Raw genomic sequence first — 16,911 nt, forward strand, 5'->3', positions numbered from 1 at the left:
ACCTATCACGATGCCGGAAGCGAAATCGGTAAGAGGTCGCAATTGGGTGCGACGAACCAACCGGTTAGCGAATTTTTACGAAGCGGTCGGCGTGACCGTAAAGTCAGCGATAGCCGGTAGGATTGCGTTCCTGCCAGCGCCAGTGATCGGCGCACATTTCGTCGATGCCGCGCCGGGCGCGCCAGCCCAGCACGCGCTCGGCATGGGCCGGGTCGGCGTAGCACACCGCCACATCGCCGGGACGGCGGTCGACGATGGTGTGGGGGACCGGGCGGCCGCTGGCTTTTTCAAAGGCGCGGATCATTTCCAGCACGCTGTAGCCGCGACCGGTGCCCAGGTTGGTGGTGATCAGGCCGCCCTGCCCGACCAGCGCGTCCAGGGCCGCCAGGTGGCCCTGGGCCAGATCCATGACATGGATATAGTCGCGCACGCCGGTGCCGTCCGGGGTCGAATAGTCGCCGCCGAATACATTGAGCCGCTCGCGTTTGCCCACCGCCACCTGGGCCACGTAGGGCATCAGGTTGTTGGGGGTGTCGCTGGGGTCCTCACCAATCAGGCCGCTTTCGTGGGCGCCCACCGGATTGAAATAACGCAGCAGCGCGATGCTCCAGGACGGGTCGGCCACATGCAGGTCGCGCAGCATGTCCTCGATGTGCAGCTTGGTGGCGCCGTAGGGATTGGTGGCGCTGAGCGGAAAGTCCTCACGGATCGGCACCGTGGCCGGGTCGCCGTAGACGGTGGCGGAGGAACTGAACACCAGGGTGCGCACGTCGGCGCGCTGCATGGCCTCGAACAGGCGCAGAGCGCCGACCACGTTGTAGTCGTAGTAGCGCAGCGGCTGGGCCACCGACTCACCCACCGCCTTGAGGCCGGCGAAGTGAATCACGGCGCCGATGTCGTGCTCGGCGAACAGGCGGTCGAGCAAGGCGCCGTCGCGGATGTCGCCCTCCACGAAGGTCACCGTGCGACCGGTGATGCGTTCCACCCGGCGCAGCGCTTCGCGGCTGCTGTTGACCAGGTTGTCGAGCACCAGTACCGGGCGCTCTTCCTCAAGCAGGCGCAGCACCGTGTGGGAGCCGATGTAGCCGGCGCCGCCGGTGACCAGGGTGGTTTGCATGGCGGGGTCCTTCCTCCGGAGGTGAATCTCAGTGTAGCGCGGCCGGGTCAGGGGGAAAACGGGCGGCGGCCGCGCAGGGCCTGGGCCAGGGTGGCGCCGTCCACGAACTCCAGGTCGCCGCCCATGGGCACGCCCTGGGCGATGCGCGAGACGCTGACGCCGGCCTCGCGGGCCAGGTCCAGCACATAGTGGGCGGTGGCTTCCCCTTCCACGGTGGTGCCGGTGGCCAGGATCAGCTCCTGAATCTGGCCCTCGTTAAGGCGCTGCTCCAGCACATCCAGACCCAGCTCCCGGGGGCCGATGCCGTCCAGCGGCGAGAGCTGGCCCATCAGCACGAAATAATGCCCCCGGTATTCACCGGACTGCTCCAGGGCCAGCACGTCCGCCGGCGAGGCGACGATGCACACCAGCCCGGCGTCGCGGCGCGGGTCCTGGCAGATCGGGCAGAGATCGTCCTCGGCGTAGTTGCGGCAGCGCTGGCAGTGGCGCACGCCGTCCATGGCCGCGCTGAGGGCACCGGCCAACTGGCGACCGTCCTCGCGGCCGCGCTCCAGCAGCGAGTAGGCCATGCGCTGGGCGGACCGGGGCCCGACCCCGGGCAGGCAGGTGAAGGCTTCGATCAGCGATTCCACCAGGGGCGCGTGTTTCACGGTTTGAAGCCCGGCGGGAACGGGAAGTCGCCGGCCATGCCTTTCATCATGTCCTGCTGCTGGCGCTCCACGCGCCGCACCGCGTCGTTGACGGCGGCGGCCAGCAGGTCCTCGAGCATGTCCTTGTCCTCGCCCATCAGGCTGTCGTCGATGGCCACGCTTTTCACGTCGTGGCGGCCATTCATGACCACCTTGACCAGGCCGGCGCCGGCTTCACCGGTGACTTCTGCCTTGGCCACGTCTTCCTGGGCCTTCTTCATTTTCTCCTGCATGGCCTGGGCCTGCTGCAGCAGATTGTTCATGTCGAAATCCATGGCAACCTCGGTTGGCTGGGCTCAGAGTTCCCGCGGGCGGATGCTGTTTTCATCCAGGCGGGCGTTGAACTGGTCGATCAGGGTCCGCACGGTGTCGTCGTCGAGCAGGGCCTGGCGGGCCTCCGCCAGCCGCTCGGCGCGGCGTGCCTGGTCCAGGGCCTCCGGCGTGTCGCCGGCGTCGGCCTCGAACTCCAGATTAAGACGGATGCGGCGCTGGAAGTAGTCGCTGAGGGCCCCGGCCAGTTCCTGGGTACGTTCCTGGCTGACCAGCACCTGATGGCCGGTGGCCAGGCGCAGGGTCCACTGGTCATTGTCGCGGGCGGTGAGCACCGCGTTGCGCGCCAGGTTGCGCACGGTGCCGTCCAGGGGCAGCCGTTCCACCAGGGCCGCCCACCAGGCGCCCACGTCGCGGTCGGATTCAGGCTCCGCCAGGGGCAGCGGGGTGTCTTCCCGGCGCGGCGTCGGGGCGCGCTCCGGCGCCGGTTCGGTGCCAGCGGCGACCGGCGCCGGCGCGGGGGCCGCCACCGGGGCGTCGTCCGCCATGGCCGGGGGCGCCTCGTCCCAGGGCGGCGGTTCCTCGCTCCAGGGCGGGGGATCGTCGTCGCGGGCGGTGGACGCCACCGGTGCGCCACCAGGGTCCGCCGGCGCCGGGTCGGCCGGCGTCCGGGTTTCAGCTGGAACCGGGGCCGGCGACTCGGCGGGCGCCGGCTTGCGGCGGGCGGCTTTGTCGTCGCCCAGCAGGGCGCGCAGGTCGCCGGGGGTGGCGGTGGGCCGGTCCGCCGGCGGTGCCTGCGGGGAAGCCGAAGGCGCCGGGGCGCCGGGCGCCGAAGCGGTCATGTCGGAAGGGGCGCCGCCGGTGGCGCCGGCGGCGGGCGCCGGCTCAGGCTTTTTTGCCGGGCCCCGGGCCTCCCCGCCGGGCAGCACGCCACGCGGGGAGAACAGCACCATGCGCAGCAGGCTCATCTCCAGGGCGGCGCGGGCGTCCGGCGCCTCCTGCACGTCCCGGCGGCCGCGCAGCGCCACGTCGTAATACAGCTGGATCTGTTCCGCCTGGAAGCGGCCGGCCAGCGCCACCATGTCCGCGTCGGCACCGTCGCCGCCCAGGGCCTGGATCACCGCCAGCTCGTGCAGCGCCGCCACCACCTCGTCGAGCAGCGCCAGCTCGTCCGGGGCGTGCTCGGCGATGCCGGCCAGGGCGCGCAGCACCGCCGCCGCCTCGCCGCCGGACAGGGCCTCCAGCAGGGTCCGCACATGGCCCCGGTCCACGGTGCCGAGCATGGCGCTGACCGCCTGCTCGCTGAGCTGCTCGCCGCCGAAGGCGATGGCCTGGTCGGTGAGGCTGAGGGCGTCACGCATGGAGCCCTGGGCGGCGCGGCCCAGGGCCAGCAGCGCCGGCTCCTCGAAACGGATCATCTCCCGTTCCAGCAGCGTCTTCAGATGCCCGGCGATCTGCTCCGCCGGCAGCGCCTTGAGGCTGAACTGCAGGCAGCGCGACAGGATCGTCACCGGCATCTTCTGCGGGTCGGTGGTGGCGAGCAGGAACTTCACATGGGGCGGCGGTTCCTCCAGCGTCTTCAGCAACGCATTGAAGGAATGGGCCGAGAGCATGTGCACCTCATCGATCAGGTACACCTTGTAGCGGCCCCGGGTGGGCGCGTACTGGACGTTTTCCAGCAGCTCGCGGGTGTCCTCCACCTTGGTGCGGCTGGCGGCGTCCACCTCGATCAGATCCACGAAGCGGCCTTCGCCGATTTCCTTGCAGGTGGGGCACACTCCGCACGGCTGGCTGCTGACGCCCTCCTCGCAGTTGAGGCAGCGCGACAGAATGCGGGCGATGGTGGTCTTGCCCACGCCACGGGTACCGGTGAACAGGTAGGCGTGATGCAGGCGATCCTGATCCAGCGCATGGGTCAGCGCCCGGGAAACGTGCTCCTGACCGACCAGCTCATCAAAGGTGCGCGGGCGGTACTTGCGGGCTAGAACCTGGTAACTCATCGCTCTCCAGCCGGACGGCGTTCGGGGGCTTCGGGAAAACCCGTATGCTAGCGAATCTCGCCGGTGGGGGACAGCGGATCGACCAAACAAGGGCCCGACCACCTTGCATTCTCAAGGTACTTTAGGGAAATTATTGATTGGAGATAAATTTGCTAATCTGGCTATAGACATGAATCCCATCACCAATCCTTACGCGCCGGGCGCCGGTGCACCCCCGCCTGCCCTGGCCGGTCGCGACGATCTGCGCGAGCGCGTGCACGTGGCCATTGAGCGAGCCCGCCGAGGTCGTCATGCGAAGAGCGTGATTCTGGTTGGCCTGCGGGGCGTGGGCAAAACCGTTCTGCTCGACCGAATGCGGCTGGATTGCGAAGCTGAAGGCAACCCGACGATTCGCGTGGAAGCGCCCGAAGGCCGGTCCCTGCCCGCCATTCTCGCTCCCCGGCTGCGCTCGGTTCTGCTCAGCCTGAGCCGGGTGGCGGCGGCCAAGGACCTGGCCGACCGCGGCCTGCGCGCCCTGGTGGGCTTCGCCCGCTCGCTCAAGGCCACCTTCAACGACATCGAGGTGGGTCTGGATCGGGAGCCGGAACCCGGGCTGGCGGACAACGGCGACCTGGAGACTGACCTGGGCGTTCTGCTGGAACAGGCCGGGTTGGCGGCCCGCCAGGCTGGCGCCGCCATCGCCCTCTTTATCGATGAACTTCAGTATGTGGAAGAAAGCCAGCTCGCCGCCTTGATCAGCGCCCTTCACCACTGCAGCCAGCGACAGCTGCCCATCGTCATGGTCGGTGCCGGCTTGCCGCAGTTGCGGGGGCGTGCCGGCAATGCAAAATCCTACGCGGAACGGCTGTTCGACTACCCCGAGGTGGGGCCTTTGACTCGGGAAGAGGATTTACGGCAAGCGCTTATCAAACCCGCCCTGGAGGAAGGCGTCGCGTATACCGACGGCGCCTTCCGCGCGGTGCTTGCGCATACCGGCGGTTACCCCTACTTCCTTCAGGAGTGGGGCTCGAGCGCCTGGAAGGTCGCCACCACCAGCCCGATCACGGAGCAGGATGTGGAGGAAGCCACCGAGCAGGCCATCTCCGAACTGGATCAAAGCTTCTTCATGGTGCGTTTCGACCGACTCACCCCGGCGGAAAAAAGTTACCTCAGAGCCATGGCGGAACTGGGTGGGGGTCCTCATCGCAGCGGCGAAATCGCCGCCAAGGCGGGACGTACTTCCGCTTCGCTCGCGCCGATTCGCAACAATCTTATTCAGAAAGGAATGATCTGGAGCCCGAGCCACGGGGATACCGCGTTCACGGTGCCGCTGTTTGACGCGTTCCTCAAACGAGTAATGCCCGAGTTCGAACCGGGCTGAGCGAGACAAGGAGGAAGCGGGGAAGGAAATTGGAGGCCTTCCCGCCAGCCGCACCCCGGCACACGAGTCCACTGCTACCGTTGCTCCCTTCCGGGCCTGGCGGGGTTCACAGTTTGTCGTTGCGGGGGGACCGGCGGGTCGGCCATCGCTCGCCTTTCAGCGAGCGCGCATTGTGGCCAAAGGCCCGGGCCTTTGCAAGCGCCCGGGCCGCCGGCTCCGGTCGGGCGGCGATTTATTCGCCGCCGCCGCCATCAACGGTGTTGCCAGCGCCCTGGATCGGCACCCGCCGGGGTTTGGCGGACTCCGGAACCACCCGGGTCAGGGCCACCACCAGCAGGCCGTCCTCGAAGCGCGCGCCTTCCACCTGCACGTGATCGGCCAGCCGGAAGCTGCGCTCGAAGGCGCGCCGGGCGATGCCACGGTGCAGCCAGGTGCGGGTGTCGTCGGGGGCGTTGTCGCGGGGCTTGCCGGTGATGCGCAGCAAGTTCTCCTGGACGGTGATGTCCAGTTCGTCGCGGCCGAATCCGGCCACCGCCATCACCACGCGGTAGGTGCCGTCCTGCTCGCGGATGATGTCGTACGGCGGGTAGCCGTTGGACTGGTCGGCGCGCAGCACGCTTTCCAGCCAGTCGTCGAAGCGATCAAACCCCACGGAATGTCGGAACAGGGGTGCCAAGGTGTTCATCACGTTACCTCCAATACATCTCGAACGGTCCCCGAAGGCGACCGAAAGGACAAGGTCAGTGTCGTGACGGGTTAGCCGGCTAAAGCTGTCACACGGCCTTATTTAAGGGTGGGAAACGATATTTCAAGGGGAGGAAGGCAGGCCTGCTTGTAGCTTGCAGCTATCTAGCGGGCCGGGTCGGCGGCGACGGCGGTGCTGTTGTTGCAGCGGAACCAGCCGGCGATGCTGAGCCGCTGGCGCTGGGCTTCCAGCACCTCGTGGGGGATACGGTCGCTGAGAAAGCACACCAGGGTGCCGGCGCGGGGCGCCACGTCCAGGTCCGGCTCGCTGGCGTCCGGGTCCGGCCACAGGCGCAGGCGGCCGCCTTCATCGTCGCGCCAGTCCCGGTTCAGGTAGAGCACCGCCGACAGCACCCGGCCGTTGTTGCCGTTGAAGGCGTCCAGATGCCGGCGGTAGAAGGCCCCCGGGTCATAGAGCGCGAAGTGCGCTTCCAGGTCGAACAGCCCCAGGAACAGGGCCCGGTTCACCGCCAGCCGCAGTTGCTCCATCTCCTTGAAAAGCGCGCACTGGGCCAGGGTGGAGCCGTCCAGCCACAGGGTGCGGTCCCGGCGTACCCGTTCGTTGCGGTGCTGATCACGGCCGCGGCCGATGCCGGCGGCCTGGAATTCGCCGCGCCGGTCACGCAACAGGGCTTCCCGGCGCAGGGCGCGAATCAGATGGGCGGGAAAATAGTCCGGCGCCACCGCGTAGTGGCGCGCCACCAGATCGTCGATCAGGCGCTGGCAGCGGTCGCCGCCGGGGCCGCCGATCACATCGGCCGGATTGGTCAGGGCAGTGTCCTCGGTGAACGAGCCCGGTGGTACGGGTTCAGTGCAGGGCGCCGGATTCCGGCGGGGGCGTCTCGTCTTCGTCCGGCCAGAACAGCCAGTCGGCCTGCTGACAATCTTCCAGCAGCTGCACGGTGGCGTCCAGGGTGGCCTGCACGAAATAGATGAACTGGTCGAAGGTCACGCCCTGGCGGCCCAGCAGCAGGTCGCAGGCGACCATGCGCGGCAGGGCATCGTCGTTGATGTCCAGGAACAGCTTCAGGGACGGGTAGTCCATGTTCAGGCGGCTGAGTTCGGCCTGGGCGGCGAAAATCGCCGCGGGCCGCAGCTCCAGCTCGGTGGAGAGCAGCAAACCGTCCTCCTCCACGAACAGACGGGCATCGACCACCCCTTCCCGGCTTTGCAGCTCGGAAAAGTGCAGGCCGTGGCACTGATCGCAGATGTAGAACTGTATGTTGGCCTGTTCCAGCCAGCGCGTGACTTGTTCCGCGTCCGGCGTCACCACCGTGTGCATGGGCACGCTCCTTTATCCGGGGGCGCATGATCCGGCATTCAGGCGGGAAAAGGAAGGGCCAAACTTTAAACTTTCAACTCCTCTTCCCTCCTTTATGATGCCACAGGAAACAACCTGTTTAGCGCCCCTGTTTAGCGAGATAAGGACCCGCCATGACCTCGACCACCTATGTCGCCTTCCGCGCCAGCGACCGCCTGCACCGGCTCACCGACGGCTTTATCCATCGCATGCGCGACGGTGCCCGGGAGCCGGAACCGAAAGTGGTGGAACAGATCATGACCACCTTTATCGACGAGGCGCTGGCCGCCTTTTTCCTGACCCCGGCGTCCTACTCCGGGTTGGGCGGCACCCAGCGGCGGCTGGTGCGGCTGGCCGCCGACACCATCTCCAAGGCCAGCGGCGTGGTGATCGGGCGCAGCGCGCGCAAGATGGATCTGACGCAGAACCAGGCCGCCGCCGAGTACATGGACGAAATTCGCTTTCCCGGACCCGGGCACGCCTGGTGGTACGTGGGTTTTCCCATCGACGAGGGGCTGGCGGCGCGCGGGCGCGGGCTGGCGGAGCGCTGCCAGGACGGCCACTTCGAGGGGGCGCGGGAGGACCTGGTGCACTATCTGCGCACCGTCACCGACCGGGCCCTGGAATGGTACTTCAACAAGCCCATCGAGCTGCTGCGCTTTGGGCCGATTCTGCGCAAGGTGGCGGCGGTGGGCGTGGATACCACGCGCAAGGCCAGCTACGGAGTGATCGGCAAGGTGATTCCGAACCTGGATGATGAACAGCTATTGCAGTCGGCGCTTTACTATCGCGATATGCAGGTGCGCCATTAGCGGCAACCACATTAGCGACAACCACATTGCCGACTTTTTTCCTCACTGAAGAAAACACGCTGGTAACAAATACTTACGCTCGTACCGCAGGCAGAAGGAATAACACCAAGTTTTTACAAAAGTGCGTATACAACGGATTGCGCAGCACTTTGGCCGCTCTCTACTATCGATTGCAAAGCAACGATAACGAAACAACGAGGAGTGAGCCGTGTCTTTGCGCCATGCCATTCTTGTCCTTCTGCAAGACCAGGAAGCCAGCGGCTATGACCTCGCCAGGGAGTTCGCCAACAGCATCGGCCTGGTTTGGAACGCCACCCATCAGCAGATCTATCTTGAACTGGGGAAACTGAGTGAGCAGGACATGGTGCGTTACCGCCATGTGCCGCAGGAAGGGAAACCGGACAAAAAGCTCTACAGCCTGACCGACGCCGGTCGCGCCGAGCTGGTGCGCTGGCTAAAGAAGCCGGCGGGGCCGGCGCGCATCCGCGACGCCTTCATGGTGAAGGTGGCCGGCGGCGCGCTGGCCGACACCCAGCTTCTGCTCAGCGAACTGGACATCCTGTCCAAACAGCGGCGCGAGCGGCTGGCCACGTTCGAGGCGCTGGCGCAGCGGCTGGATGAGAGCGGCCGGGACGAAAACGTCTACAACTACCTGACCGTGCGCCGCGGCATCCTGGACCAGCGGGCCTGGCTGCAGTGGGCGGAGGAAGTGCGCCGCTCCCTGGAGCATCGCTCCGCGGACAGTACCGCCTCGTAATCCCGCATCCGCCCCGGACTGTCGGACAGAACCGAGCGCTTGCTTGCCCGCCGTGACACCGCTGGCTATGTTGAGCGCTTGGTTTTTTATCGGGGACCGGGACCGCCATGCACATCGCCACGGGTTTTGATCCGCAGCTCGACCCTCAGCCCGCCGAGCTGGTGACGCCGGACGGTCAGGTCCGGTTGGGCCTGTTTCCGGACACGGTGGCGCGCATCAACGGGCGCGACCACGATTACCGGCGCCCCATGGGGCAACCGGCGCCGCGCCGGGCGCGGCATTTCCATTACAAGCAATTCCAGTATTTCGGGCTGGTCAGCGACGAGTTGCTGATCGGTTGCGCCCTGGCCGATACGGCGTATCTGGGGCTGGCGTTTTTCTACGTGTTCGAGCCCGCCAGCGGGCGGCTGCGCGAGCACACCTGGCGTTCGCCGCTGGCCCGGGCGCTGACCCTGAGTACTTCGCCGCTGGACGGCGAGAGTCGCTTTGAGCAGGGCAAGGTGTCGATCCGCATGGGCTACCGGCAGGACGCGGACGGCCGGCAAAAAAGCCTGCGCGTGACCCTGCCGGATCTGGAGCTGCGGGCGGCCCTGCACGAGCCGGCGGGCTACCGGCCCATGTCGCTGTGCACGCGCACCGGCATCAGCGGCTGGACCTACGCCAACAAGGTGGCCGGGGTGGACGTGCACGGCAGCCTGCGGCGCGGCGACCAAGAACAGGATCTGGCCGCCCTCGGCAACGCCGGCGGCCACCATGATTTTTCCGCCGGCTACATGCGCCGGGAAACGTTCTGGAACTGGGCCTGCCTGTCCGGGCGGGTGAACGGCCACCGGCTGGGGTTGAACCTGTCCTGCGGGGTCAACGAAACCGGCGTCAACGAAAACTGCCTGTGGCTGGACGACCTGCTGGTGAAGGTGGACGGCGTGCGCTTTGACTACCGGCGCGACGATTTGCAGCAGCCCTGGCGGGTGACCAGCCGTTGCGGCCAGGTGGCACTGACCTTCACCCCCCTGGGCCGCCACCGGGAACGGCTCAACCTGGGCCTGTTCGCCAGCAATTTTCATCAACTTTTCGGGCGCTTCGACGGCGAGATCCGCCTCGCCGGCGAGGCGCCCCTGACGGTACGGGGCCTGCACGGTTTCGTCGAGGAGCAGTACGCGAAATGGTAGACGAGCAACCGCAACGCCCCACCCCACCGGAGGGCGACCAGGGTCCGCAAGGCGACGCCGTGAACGAGCGCCTGCGGCGCGGCTGGTTCTGGGCGCTGGAGTACTGGCGGGAACTGTTCAATTTCCGCTTCGACAAATACATGATCATCCAGGTGATTCCCGGCGTATACGGGGTGGCGCTGACGGCCATGGCGCTGGGGTTGCTGTATCTGTGCGTGGAGGCGTTCATGGCCTCCACCTGGCGGGGGCTGTTTTTCCTGTTTATCGGCGGGCCGCTGCTGTTTTTGTTTTTCGCCACCCTGCTGCGGGCGTTGCTGGAGTTCTACATGGTGGTGTTCAAGATTTCCGCCCATGTGGATCAGCTGGCCGGGCTGCGCGATACCGTGGACCGGCTGTCCGGCATCGGTGATTCGGTGGACGAGATGGTGGCGGTGACCCGGCGCATTCCGTTCTGGCGCGTGCTCTCCAGCCGGCGCCGCAATCCGCCGCCGCCCCGCGACGACGATAACGAAACGCCCTGATCGTCCGACCGCGATCCGGCGCGGGTTATTGATCCAACGCGGTCAGCAACAAACGCTGATAGAGCCGCTCCCGCAGCCCGTCCGGCTGCGCCAGCCCCATCCGTTGCAGCGCCTCGGCGTGCTTCTCCGGGTCGTGGTCGTGCAGCAGCGCTTCCCGGGCCAGCTTGAAATAGTCCTTCTGCCCCACGGTTTCCTTCAGCCAGGTCAGCGCTTTCAGCAGGCGCTGCTCGGTGGCGTCGAAATCCGTGCCCAGGGGGAAGGTGGCGAAGGCCTGGTCGTCGCCCTGCTCCGCCACCCGGCGCAGGAAATCCGGATTGTTATGCCGGAAGCGCTCGGGAATCTGGTAATCGTGGCGCAGCTTGCCGGCCTGCTGGGCCTGCTCCATCAGTTCCACCTGGAAGCGGCTGTCGGCCACGTTGAGCATGGCCATCACCACTTCCTCGTCGGTCTTGCCGCGCAGGTCGGCGACCCCGTATTCGGTGACCACCATGTCGCGCAGATGGCGCGGAATGGTGTTGTGGGCGTAGGAGAACAGCACGTTGGAGGCCGCCTCGCCGCCGCGCTGACGCCAGGCCCGGGTCATCAGGATGGAGCGCGCCCCGGGTAATTCATGGGCCTGGCTGACGAAGTTGTACTGGCCGCCCACGCCGCTGAGCACGCGGCCGTCGTCGAGCTGGTCGGACACCGCCGCGCCCAGCAGGGTGACGGTGAAGGCGGTATTGATAAAGCGGGCGTCGCGACGCTGGGCGATGCGCAGGTCCTCGCCGCCGTACAGGTCGTTGATCTGGTTGACCCGGGTCATGTTGATCTTGGCGCGGGTCTCCTCGTCCAGCTCGCGCAGCCGCTGGTAGAACGACCGGGGCCCGAGAAAGAAGCCGCCGTGCATGATGATGCCGCCCTTCAGGCTATCGCCCAGCCAGGTCTCCAGGGCCTCGCGGGTATCCGGATGGTCCAGATCGTTGGGCACGCTGTCGTCGTTGGGCAGGCGCAGGCGGTTGCCTTCCACGGTCAGGCCATAACGCAGCACGCCGAAGTCGGTGAGCCGTTTGAGCTGCTCCGGGCGCAACGGTGAGGAAATGTGCCGGCGCCGGCGCAGGCCGTCGATCAGGTCCAGACCCGGCACGCATTCGGCGTGCTCCAGACATTCCCGCTGCAGGCCGATCCAGTGGTACACCGGCCGGCGGATGATCCCGTCGTCGATCAGCCGCAGCAGACCATGGGTCATCATCTCGCTGCAGCCGTACAGGCCCAGTTCGAAGCGGCCGTCGCCGCCCTCGTCGTCGATCAGGGCACGATGTTCCTCGGGCAGCTCCAGGGCGTCCAGCAGCCCCCGGTAGTCGTCGTTGCGCTGCTCCCGGCGGCGGGTGTGATGCACCAGGGCATCGCCCAGGGCGCCGATGCCGATCTGCAGGGTACCGCCGTCGCGCACCAGGGTGCTGGCGTGCAGGCCGACGAAATGATCCTGCAGCACCACCGGCATATTGGGGGTGCTGAACAGACGGGTCTGGGCCTGGGGATCGTCGATCACGATGTCCATCTCGTCGAACCACTTACCCAGTTCCGCGTCGTTGCCCATGAACGGCAGGTCGTGGTGCACCTGCCCCACCGCCACGATGGTCTCGCCGGCCTCGCGGCGGGCCTTGAGCATGGGCAGCAGTTCCAGGGTCACTTCCGGGTTGCAGGAAAAGCTGTAGCGGCGGGCGTCGCCTTCGCCGCGCACCGCCAGCAACTGGGCCACCACATTGACGCCACGGGCGTTGATGTCACGGGCGGCATGGGTGTAGTTGACGCTGATGTAGTGGCGCTGGGCGCTCTCGCTGTTGAGCAGGCTGCCGGGCTGGAAGAAGAATTCGTAGACGCGGATGTTGTCCGGCAGGGCGTCCTTGCGCACCGCCTTGAGGTAGTCGAGCTCCTCGTAATCGCCGAACACCCGGTCGGCGAACGGCTCCAGGAAGCGCCGTTCCAGATCGCTGCCGGCGGCCGGGCGCCCCAGGGACAGAGCGGTATAAATGTCCAGGGACAGGGACGGGTCGGCCTCCACGCGCCGGTACAAAGCGTTGACCAGCCGGTTGGGCTTACCCAGGCCCAGCGGCAGGCCCAGGCGAATCTCGCCGCCGGTCTGTTCGATGATGCGATCGGCGGCCAGGTAGGCGTCGTCCATTCGCTCGGGCACGTGGCGCTCCTTCTTATTGGTGAGTCATTGCGTGAGTGACTGGCCTGCCGGCAGCATACCCGACCCGGCCGGCGCACCGGGGTATAGCTTTGAAAAATATGCGCCGCCGTGCCTAGTCGGCGTCGACCCCTTCAGCGTCAACCCCTTCCGCGTCAAAAAAGGGAATGCGGGTTTGCGGCGCACGCACGGTCTGCGAGCGTTCGCCGTCCGGGCCCACCACCAGCGTCTCCAGCGGCACGCCGTTGACGTATTCCAGCAACGGAATGTCCACGCCCAGCAGCGCTTCCGGGTGCTCGCAGCGCCAGGCATAGCGGCCCTGGAAGGTCAGCGGCGGGGTCGGGTCTTCACGGGTCAGCGCGGTTTCCGCCTGTTCCCGGGTCACGCTGCACAGGGCTTCCGGCATCGGCTCGAGCACGTTGCGGGCTTCGCCGAGCCGCTGCAGGGCCTCGGTGACCGCCATTTTTTCCTCGTCGTTGGCCGGCGCCCGTTCGAAGCCCACCACCTGGGCCGCCGGCAGGGTCAGGCGCGCCACCAGCGCCTGGCCGTGCAGGGCCAGCTCCAGAGTGCCCGCCTGGCGGCGGTCGCCGTCGCCGGCGGCCGCGACGACGCCGCTCAGCAGCGCGCACAGCAGGCCGGCGGTCAGATCCATCCCTATCCGCGTGAGTCGCATGTCGGTGCCTCCTTGAGCGCCAGACGCCGGCGCCAATCCGCCAGCCAGCTCGCCGGCCGGGCCGGGTCGTCGCCGGCGGCGATCACCACCAGGCGGCTGTCGTCGTCGCCGTCCGGCCAGGCCGGCAGCGGCGCCATCTCCAGCGGCTGGCCGGTGACCGCCTGAATCAGCAGGGGGCCGTCCAGTTTTTCGATGGCCACCAGTCCCTTGAGGCGCACCAGCTCGTCGCCGGCGCTGTCGCGCAGCGCCGCCAGGGCCTCCTGCAGCCGATCATAGGGGATCGGTCCGCGCCAGCGAAGACCGGCCGGGTGCAGGCGATGGCCGGGACCGGCCAGGGGCGCCGCCGGGGCCAGGGCATCGCCGGGGGCCGGCGGCCCGGCCGGGGCCAGCGCGCCGGTGATGCGGCACTGTCTGGGAAAGTCCCGGTCGAGCAGGTCGGCGGTGGCGGACGCGGCCTCCCCCACCTCGGCGCGGGGGTTGAGCCGGCGCAGTTGTTCGATCAAGGCGCGGTGGTCGTGGGTGGCGCCGTCGGCGCCGACCCGGTCGGTCTTGGTCAGCAGCAGCACATCGGCGGCGGTGACCTGCTCCAGGGCCTCCGGGTGGCGGGCCAGGGCCGCCTCGCCGGCGACGCCGTCCACCGTGGTCAGTACCGAGCGCAGCCGGAAGCGCTTGCGCAGCCAGGCGTCCTGCTCGAGCACCGCGGTAACCCCGAACGGGTCGGCGGCGCCGGTGGTTTCCAGCAGCACCAGGGAGAACGGCGGCAGATCGGCGCCGGCCCGGGCCATATAGAGGTTGCGCAGCGTGGTGCGCAGGGTGCCCTGCACCGCGCAGCACACGCAGCCGCCGGCCAGCAGGCTGATCGGCGCGCCCACCCGGCGCGCCAGGTCCTGGTCGATGCCGATGTCGCCCAGTTCATTGATGACCACCGCCAGGTCGCCACGCTGGCCCAGCCAGCGGTTGAGCAGCGTGGTTTTGCCGCTGCCCAGAAACCCGGTCAACACCACCAGGGGAATGGGCGGCCCGCTCATTGCCCGCGGATCGCCCAGGGCAGCGCCTGACCGGCCCAGAACGGCACCATCGCCTCGCCGGCGGCGGTGACCGTGTCCGGCACCGCCCAGTCGCGGCGCTCCAGGGTCACCGTGTCGGTGTTGCGCGGCAGCCGGTAGAAGTCGGCGCCGAAGTGGCTGGCGAACCCTTCCAGCTTGTCCAGGGCGCCGAAGCGGTCCAGGAAGCTGGCGTACAGCGGCAAGGCGGCGCGCGCCGAATAACAGCCGGCGCAGCCGCAGGCGGCTTCTTTCTTGTTGCGCGCGTGGGGCGCCGAGTCGCTGCCCAGGAAAAAGCGCGGGTGGCCGTCCAGCACCGCCCGCTGGATGCGCTCCTGGTGGGTGCGACGCTTGAGCACCGGCAGGCAGTAGTTGTGCGGGCGCACCCCGCCCACCAGCAGATCGTTGCGGTTCATCAGCAAATGTTGCGGCGTGACGGTGGCGGCGGTGAGCTCGCCGGCGTCGCGCACGAAGTCCACCGCTTCGCCGGTGGTGACGTGCTCAAAGACGATGCGCAGGGCTGGGAAGCGCTCGCGGATGTCGTTCAGGTAACGGTCGATGAACACCCGCTCCCGGTCGAAGATGTCGATCTCCGCCTCGGTGACCTCGCCGTGCACCAGCAGGGGCACGTCGTGCTTTTCCATGGCCTCGTAGAGGTGGCCGATGCGACCCGGGTCGGTGACGCCGCTGTCGGAGTTGGTGGTGGCGCCGGCCGGGTACAGCTTGAAGGCGTGCACGAAGTCGCTGGCGGCGGCGCGGGCCACCTCCTCCACCGGCGTCTCATCGGTGAGGTACAGCACCATCAGCGGCTCGAAGCCGCTGCCGGCGGGCACCCGCTCGAGAATGCGGTCGCGGTAGGCGGCGGCCTGGGCCACGGTGGTCACCGGCGGCGTCAGGTTGGGCATGACGATGGCCCGACGGAACACCCGGGCGGTGGCCGGCACGGTTTCCGCGAGCATCTCGCCGTCGCGGAAATGCAGGTGCCAGTCGTCCGGGCGGGTGAGGGTCAGGGTGTCGGCCATGATCAGCGTTCCACCGCCAGGGCCACGCCCTGACCGCCCCCGATGCACAGGGTGGCCAGGCCCTTCTTCACGTCCCGGCGCTGCATTTCGTGGAGCAGGGTCACCAGTACCCGACAGCCGGAAGCGCCGATGGGGTGGCCCAGGGCGATGGCGCCGCCGTTCACGTTCACTTTGTCGAAGTCCCACTCCAGTTCCTTGCCCACCGCCAGGGATTGGGCGGCGAAGGCTTCGTTGGCTTCGATCAGGTCCAGCTGATCCAGGCTCCAGCCGGCGCGCTGCAGGCAGCGGCGGGTGGCGGACACCGGGCCGATGCCCATGATCGCCGGGTCCACGCCGGCGCTGGCCTGGCCGGCCAGGCGCGCCAGGATCGGCAGGCCCAGCTGGTTGGCGCGCGCTTCGCTCATCAGCATTACCGCGGCGGCGCCGTCGTTGAGGGCGGAGGCGTTACCGGCGGTCACCGTGCCGTCCTTCTTGAAGGCCGGGCGCAGGCCGCCCAGGGAGTCGGCGGTGGTGTCGGCGCGGGGTTGCTCGTCGGTGTCGACCACTTTGGGCTCGCCCTTGCGCTGGGGCACTTCCACCGGGGTGATTTCATTCTTGAAGCGGCCGGACTCGATGGCCTCGGCGGCCTTGCGGTGGGAAGCGGCGGCGAATTCGTCCTGCTGCTCCCGGGTGAGGCCGTATTTCTCCGCCAGGTTCTCGGCGGTGATGCCCATGTGGTAGTCGTTGAAGGCGTCCCACAGGCCGTCCTGGATCATGGTATCCACCAGGCTGGCGTGGCCCATGCGCAGGCCGGTGCGCGCCTTGGGCAGCACATAGGGGGCCAGGCTCATGCTCTCCTGGCCGCCGGCGATCACCACGTCGGCTTCGCCGCAGCGGATCGCCTGGCTGCCCAGGTGCACCGCCTTGAGGCCGGAGCCGCACACTTTATTGATGGTCAGAGCCGGCACTTCCTGGGGCAGGCCGGCCTGGATGCCGGTCTGGCGGGCCGGGTTCTGGCCGACGCCGGCGGTGAGCACCTGACCGAGGATCAGCTCGTTGACGGTGGCCGGGTCCACGCCGGTATCGGCGAGCAGCCGGCGGACCACGATCTCGCCCAGTTTGGTGGCGGGCAGGTCCGCCAGGCCGCCCTGAAAGCGGCCGATGGCGGTACGGGTGGCGGCGACAATGACCACGTCTTGCATGGGGTTCTCCCTCGATCAACGACAACAGGATTCAGCGAAAGGCGGCCATTTTAGGACCTGTTCACCCTATTTGCATCACACCC

At 67.8% G+C, this 16,911-nt stretch carries 17 protein-coding genes and 1 other RNA gene; 5 read left to right on the forward strand and 13 right to left on the reverse strand.

Annotation, left to right across the window (positions count from 1 at the left end; all coding sequences use genetic code 11):
• Positions 1-103: 103 nt before the first annotated feature.
• Genes galE through dnaX form a run of 4 tightly spaced genes read right to left on the reverse strand, consistent with a single transcriptional unit; the run spans position 104 to position 4,076 of the window.
• Complete coding sequence (gene galE / locus ACLD0W_RS11270; RefSeq protein ID WP_410307588.1) at positions 104-1,117, reverse strand: UDP-glucose 4-epimerase GalE; 1,014 nt, start codon at positions 1,115-1,117, stop codon at positions 104-106.
• Positions 1,118-1,164: 47 nt separating this feature from the next.
• On the reverse strand, positions 1,165-1,767 hold the full coding sequence (recR, locus tag ACLD0W_RS11275) for a recombination mediator RecR (RefSeq protein WP_410307589.1): 603 nt from the start codon (positions 1,765-1,767) through the stop codon (positions 1,165-1,167).
• On the reverse strand, positions 1,764-2,081 hold the full coding sequence (locus tag ACLD0W_RS11280) for a YbaB/EbfC family nucleoid-associated protein (protein WP_410307590.1): 318 nt from the start codon (positions 2,079-2,081) through the stop codon (positions 1,764-1,766). The genes recR and ACLD0W_RS11280 overlap by 4 nt, the downstream gene beginning before the upstream one ends.
• 21 nt (positions 2,082-2,102) lie before the next feature.
• The gene (gene dnaX, locus ACLD0W_RS11285) at positions 2,103-4,076 is read right to left on the reverse strand and encodes a DNA polymerase III subunit gamma/tau (protein ID WP_410307591.1); all 1,974 of its coding nucleotides are present in this window, start codon (positions 4,074-4,076) and stop codon (positions 2,103-2,105) included.
• Positions 4,077-4,245: 169 nt separating this feature from the next.
• Between dnaX and ACLD0W_RS11290 the strand changes: the two genes are divergently transcribed.
• Positions 4,246-5,436 carry an AAA family ATPase gene (locus ACLD0W_RS11290; RefSeq protein WP_410307592.1) on the forward strand — a complete coding sequence of 397 codons (1,191 nt, stop codon included), beginning with the start codon at positions 4,246-4,248 and terminating at the stop codon, positions 5,434-5,436.
• 39 nt (positions 5,437-5,475) lie between these two features.
• On the opposite strand, the gene ffs is transcribed toward ACLD0W_RS11290, so the two are convergent.
• The 4 genes from ffs to ACLD0W_RS11310 all read right to left on the reverse strand — a co-directional run bounded on the left by ffs (position 5,476) and on the right by ACLD0W_RS11310 (position 7,462).
• Positions 5,476-5,572: signal recognition particle sRNA small type (gene ffs, locus ACLD0W_RS11295), an RNA gene on the reverse strand.
• Between the two features lie 96 nt (positions 5,573-5,668).
• On the reverse strand, positions 5,669-6,121 hold the full coding sequence (locus tag ACLD0W_RS11300; RefSeq protein ID WP_410307593.1) for an Hsp20 family protein: 453 nt from the start codon (positions 6,119-6,121) through the stop codon (positions 5,669-5,671).
• A gap of 164 nt (positions 6,122-6,285) precedes the next feature.
• Positions 6,286-6,933 carry a 2OG-Fe(II) oxygenase gene (locus ACLD0W_RS11305; protein WP_410307594.1) on the reverse strand — a complete coding sequence of 216 codons (648 nt, stop codon included), beginning with the start codon at positions 6,931-6,933 and terminating at the stop codon, positions 6,286-6,288.
• A gap of 55 nt (positions 6,934-6,988) precedes the next feature.
• On the reverse strand, positions 6,989-7,462 hold the full coding sequence (locus ACLD0W_RS11310; protein WP_410307595.1) for a YbjN domain-containing protein: 474 nt from the start codon (positions 7,460-7,462) through the stop codon (positions 6,989-6,991).
• A 152-nt stretch (positions 7,463-7,614) separates the two neighbouring features.
• On the opposite strand from ACLD0W_RS11310, the gene ACLD0W_RS11315 reads away from it, so the two are divergent.
• The 4 genes from ACLD0W_RS11315 (at position 7,615) to ACLD0W_RS11330 (ending at position 10,739) form a co-directional block, all read left to right on the forward strand.
• A complete protein-coding gene (locus tag ACLD0W_RS11315) occupies positions 7,615-8,292 on the forward strand; it encodes a hypothetical protein (protein ID WP_410307596.1) in 678 nt (225 codons plus the stop codon).
• Between the two features lie 208 nt (positions 8,293-8,500).
• On the forward strand, positions 8,501-9,049 hold the full coding sequence (locus ACLD0W_RS11320; RefSeq protein ID WP_410307597.1) for a PadR family transcriptional regulator: 549 nt from the start codon (positions 8,501-8,503) through the stop codon (positions 9,047-9,049).
• Between the two features lie 107 nt (positions 9,050-9,156).
• The gene (locus ACLD0W_RS11325; RefSeq protein ID WP_410307598.1) at positions 9,157-10,218 is read left to right on the forward strand and encodes a DUF2804 domain-containing protein; all 1,062 of its coding nucleotides are present in this window, start codon (positions 9,157-9,159) and stop codon (positions 10,216-10,218) included.
• Entirely contained in the window at positions 10,212-10,739 is a 528-nt protein-coding gene (locus tag ACLD0W_RS11330) for a DUF4282 domain-containing protein (RefSeq protein WP_410307599.1), read from the forward strand. Before ACLD0W_RS11325 ends, ACLD0W_RS11330 begins: the two co-directional genes overlap by 7 nt.
• Before the next feature lie 25 nt (positions 10,740-10,764).
• Here the strand turns inward: ACLD0W_RS11330 and ACLD0W_RS11335 are convergent, their stop codons facing one another.
• The 5 genes from ACLD0W_RS11335 to ACLD0W_RS11355 all read right to left on the reverse strand — a co-directional run bounded on the left by ACLD0W_RS11335 (position 10,765) and on the right by ACLD0W_RS11355 (position 16,828).
• Entirely contained in the window at positions 10,765-12,912 is a 2,148-nt protein-coding gene (locus ACLD0W_RS11335; protein WP_410307600.1) for an acetyl-CoA hydrolase/transferase C-terminal domain-containing protein, read from the reverse strand.
• A 112-nt stretch (positions 12,913-13,024) separates the two neighbouring features.
• Positions 13,025-13,582 carry a DUF2796 domain-containing protein gene (locus tag ACLD0W_RS11340; RefSeq protein WP_410307601.1) on the reverse strand — a complete coding sequence of 186 codons (558 nt, stop codon included), beginning with the start codon at positions 13,580-13,582 and terminating at the stop codon, positions 13,025-13,027.
• Positions 13,564-14,610: a CobW family GTP-binding protein gene (locus tag ACLD0W_RS11345; protein WP_410307602.1), complete on the reverse strand. Its 1,047-nt coding sequence runs from the start codon at positions 14,608-14,610 to the stop codon at positions 13,564-13,566. Before ACLD0W_RS11345 ends, ACLD0W_RS11340 begins: the two co-directional genes overlap by 19 nt.
• On the reverse strand, positions 14,607-15,647 hold the full coding sequence (gene pyrC / locus ACLD0W_RS11350) for a dihydroorotase (protein ID WP_410307603.1): 1,041 nt from the start codon (positions 15,645-15,647) through the stop codon (positions 14,607-14,609). Before pyrC ends, ACLD0W_RS11345 begins: the two co-directional genes overlap by 4 nt.
• A 2-nt stretch (positions 15,648-15,649) precedes the next feature.
• Positions 15,650-16,828: an acetyl-CoA C-acetyltransferase gene (locus ACLD0W_RS11355; protein WP_410307604.1), complete on the reverse strand. Its 1,179-nt coding sequence runs from the start codon at positions 16,826-16,828 to the stop codon at positions 15,650-15,652.
• Between the last annotated feature and the right edge of the window lie 83 nt (positions 16,829-16,911).

It is taken from the genome of Alloalcanivorax sp. C16-1, assembly GCF_046507805.1.
Classification (GTDB): Bacteria; Pseudomonadota; Gammaproteobacteria; order Pseudomonadales; family Alcanivoracaceae; genus Alloalcanivorax.

Excerpts from the sequence above, each read along its gene's own strand:
- galE (WP_410307588.1), bottom strand. The coding sequence starts at position 1,117 with ATGCAAACCACCCTGGTCACCGGCGGCGCCGGCTACATCGGCTCCCAC.
- ACLD0W_RS11280 (WP_410307590.1), bottom strand. The coding sequence starts at position 2,081 with ATGGATTTCGACATGAACAATCTGCTGCAGCAGGCCCAGGCCATGCAG.
- dnaX (WP_410307591.1), bottom strand. The coding sequence starts at position 4,076 with ATGAGTTACCAGGTTCTAGCCCGCAAGTACCGCCCGCGCACCTTTGAT.
- ACLD0W_RS11290 (WP_410307592.1), top strand. The coding sequence starts at position 4,246 with ATGAATCCCATCACCAATCCTTACGCGCCGGGCGCCGGTGCACCCCCG.
- ACLD0W_RS11300 (WP_410307593.1), bottom strand. The coding sequence starts at position 6,121 with ATGAACACCTTGGCACCCCTGTTCCGACATTCCGTGGGGTTTGATCGC.
- ACLD0W_RS11310 (WP_410307595.1), bottom strand. The coding sequence starts at position 7,462 with ATGCACACGGTGGTGACGCCGGACGCGGAACAAGTCACGCGCTGGCTG.
- ACLD0W_RS11315 (WP_410307596.1), top strand. The coding sequence starts at position 7,615 with ATGACCTCGACCACCTATGTCGCCTTCCGCGCCAGCGACCGCCTGCAC.
- ACLD0W_RS11325 (WP_410307598.1), top strand. The coding sequence starts at position 9,157 with ATGCACATCGCCACGGGTTTTGATCCGCAGCTCGACCCTCAGCCCGCC.
- ACLD0W_RS11330 (WP_410307599.1), top strand. The coding sequence starts at position 10,212 with ATGGTAGACGAGCAACCGCAACGCCCCACCCCACCGGAGGGCGACCAG.
- ACLD0W_RS11340 (WP_410307601.1), bottom strand. The coding sequence starts at position 13,582 with ATGCGACTCACGCGGATAGGGATGGATCTGACCGCCGGCCTGCTGTGC.
- ACLD0W_RS11345 (WP_410307602.1), bottom strand. The coding sequence starts at position 14,610 with ATGAGCGGGCCGCCCATTCCCCTGGTGGTGTTGACCGGGTTTCTGGGC.
- pyrC (WP_410307603.1), bottom strand. The coding sequence starts at position 15,647 with ATGGCCGACACCCTGACCCTCACCCGCCCGGACGACTGGCACCTGCAT.
- ACLD0W_RS11355 (WP_410307604.1), bottom strand. The coding sequence starts at position 16,828 with ATGCAAGACGTGGTCATTGTCGCCGCCACCCGTACCGCCATCGGCCGC.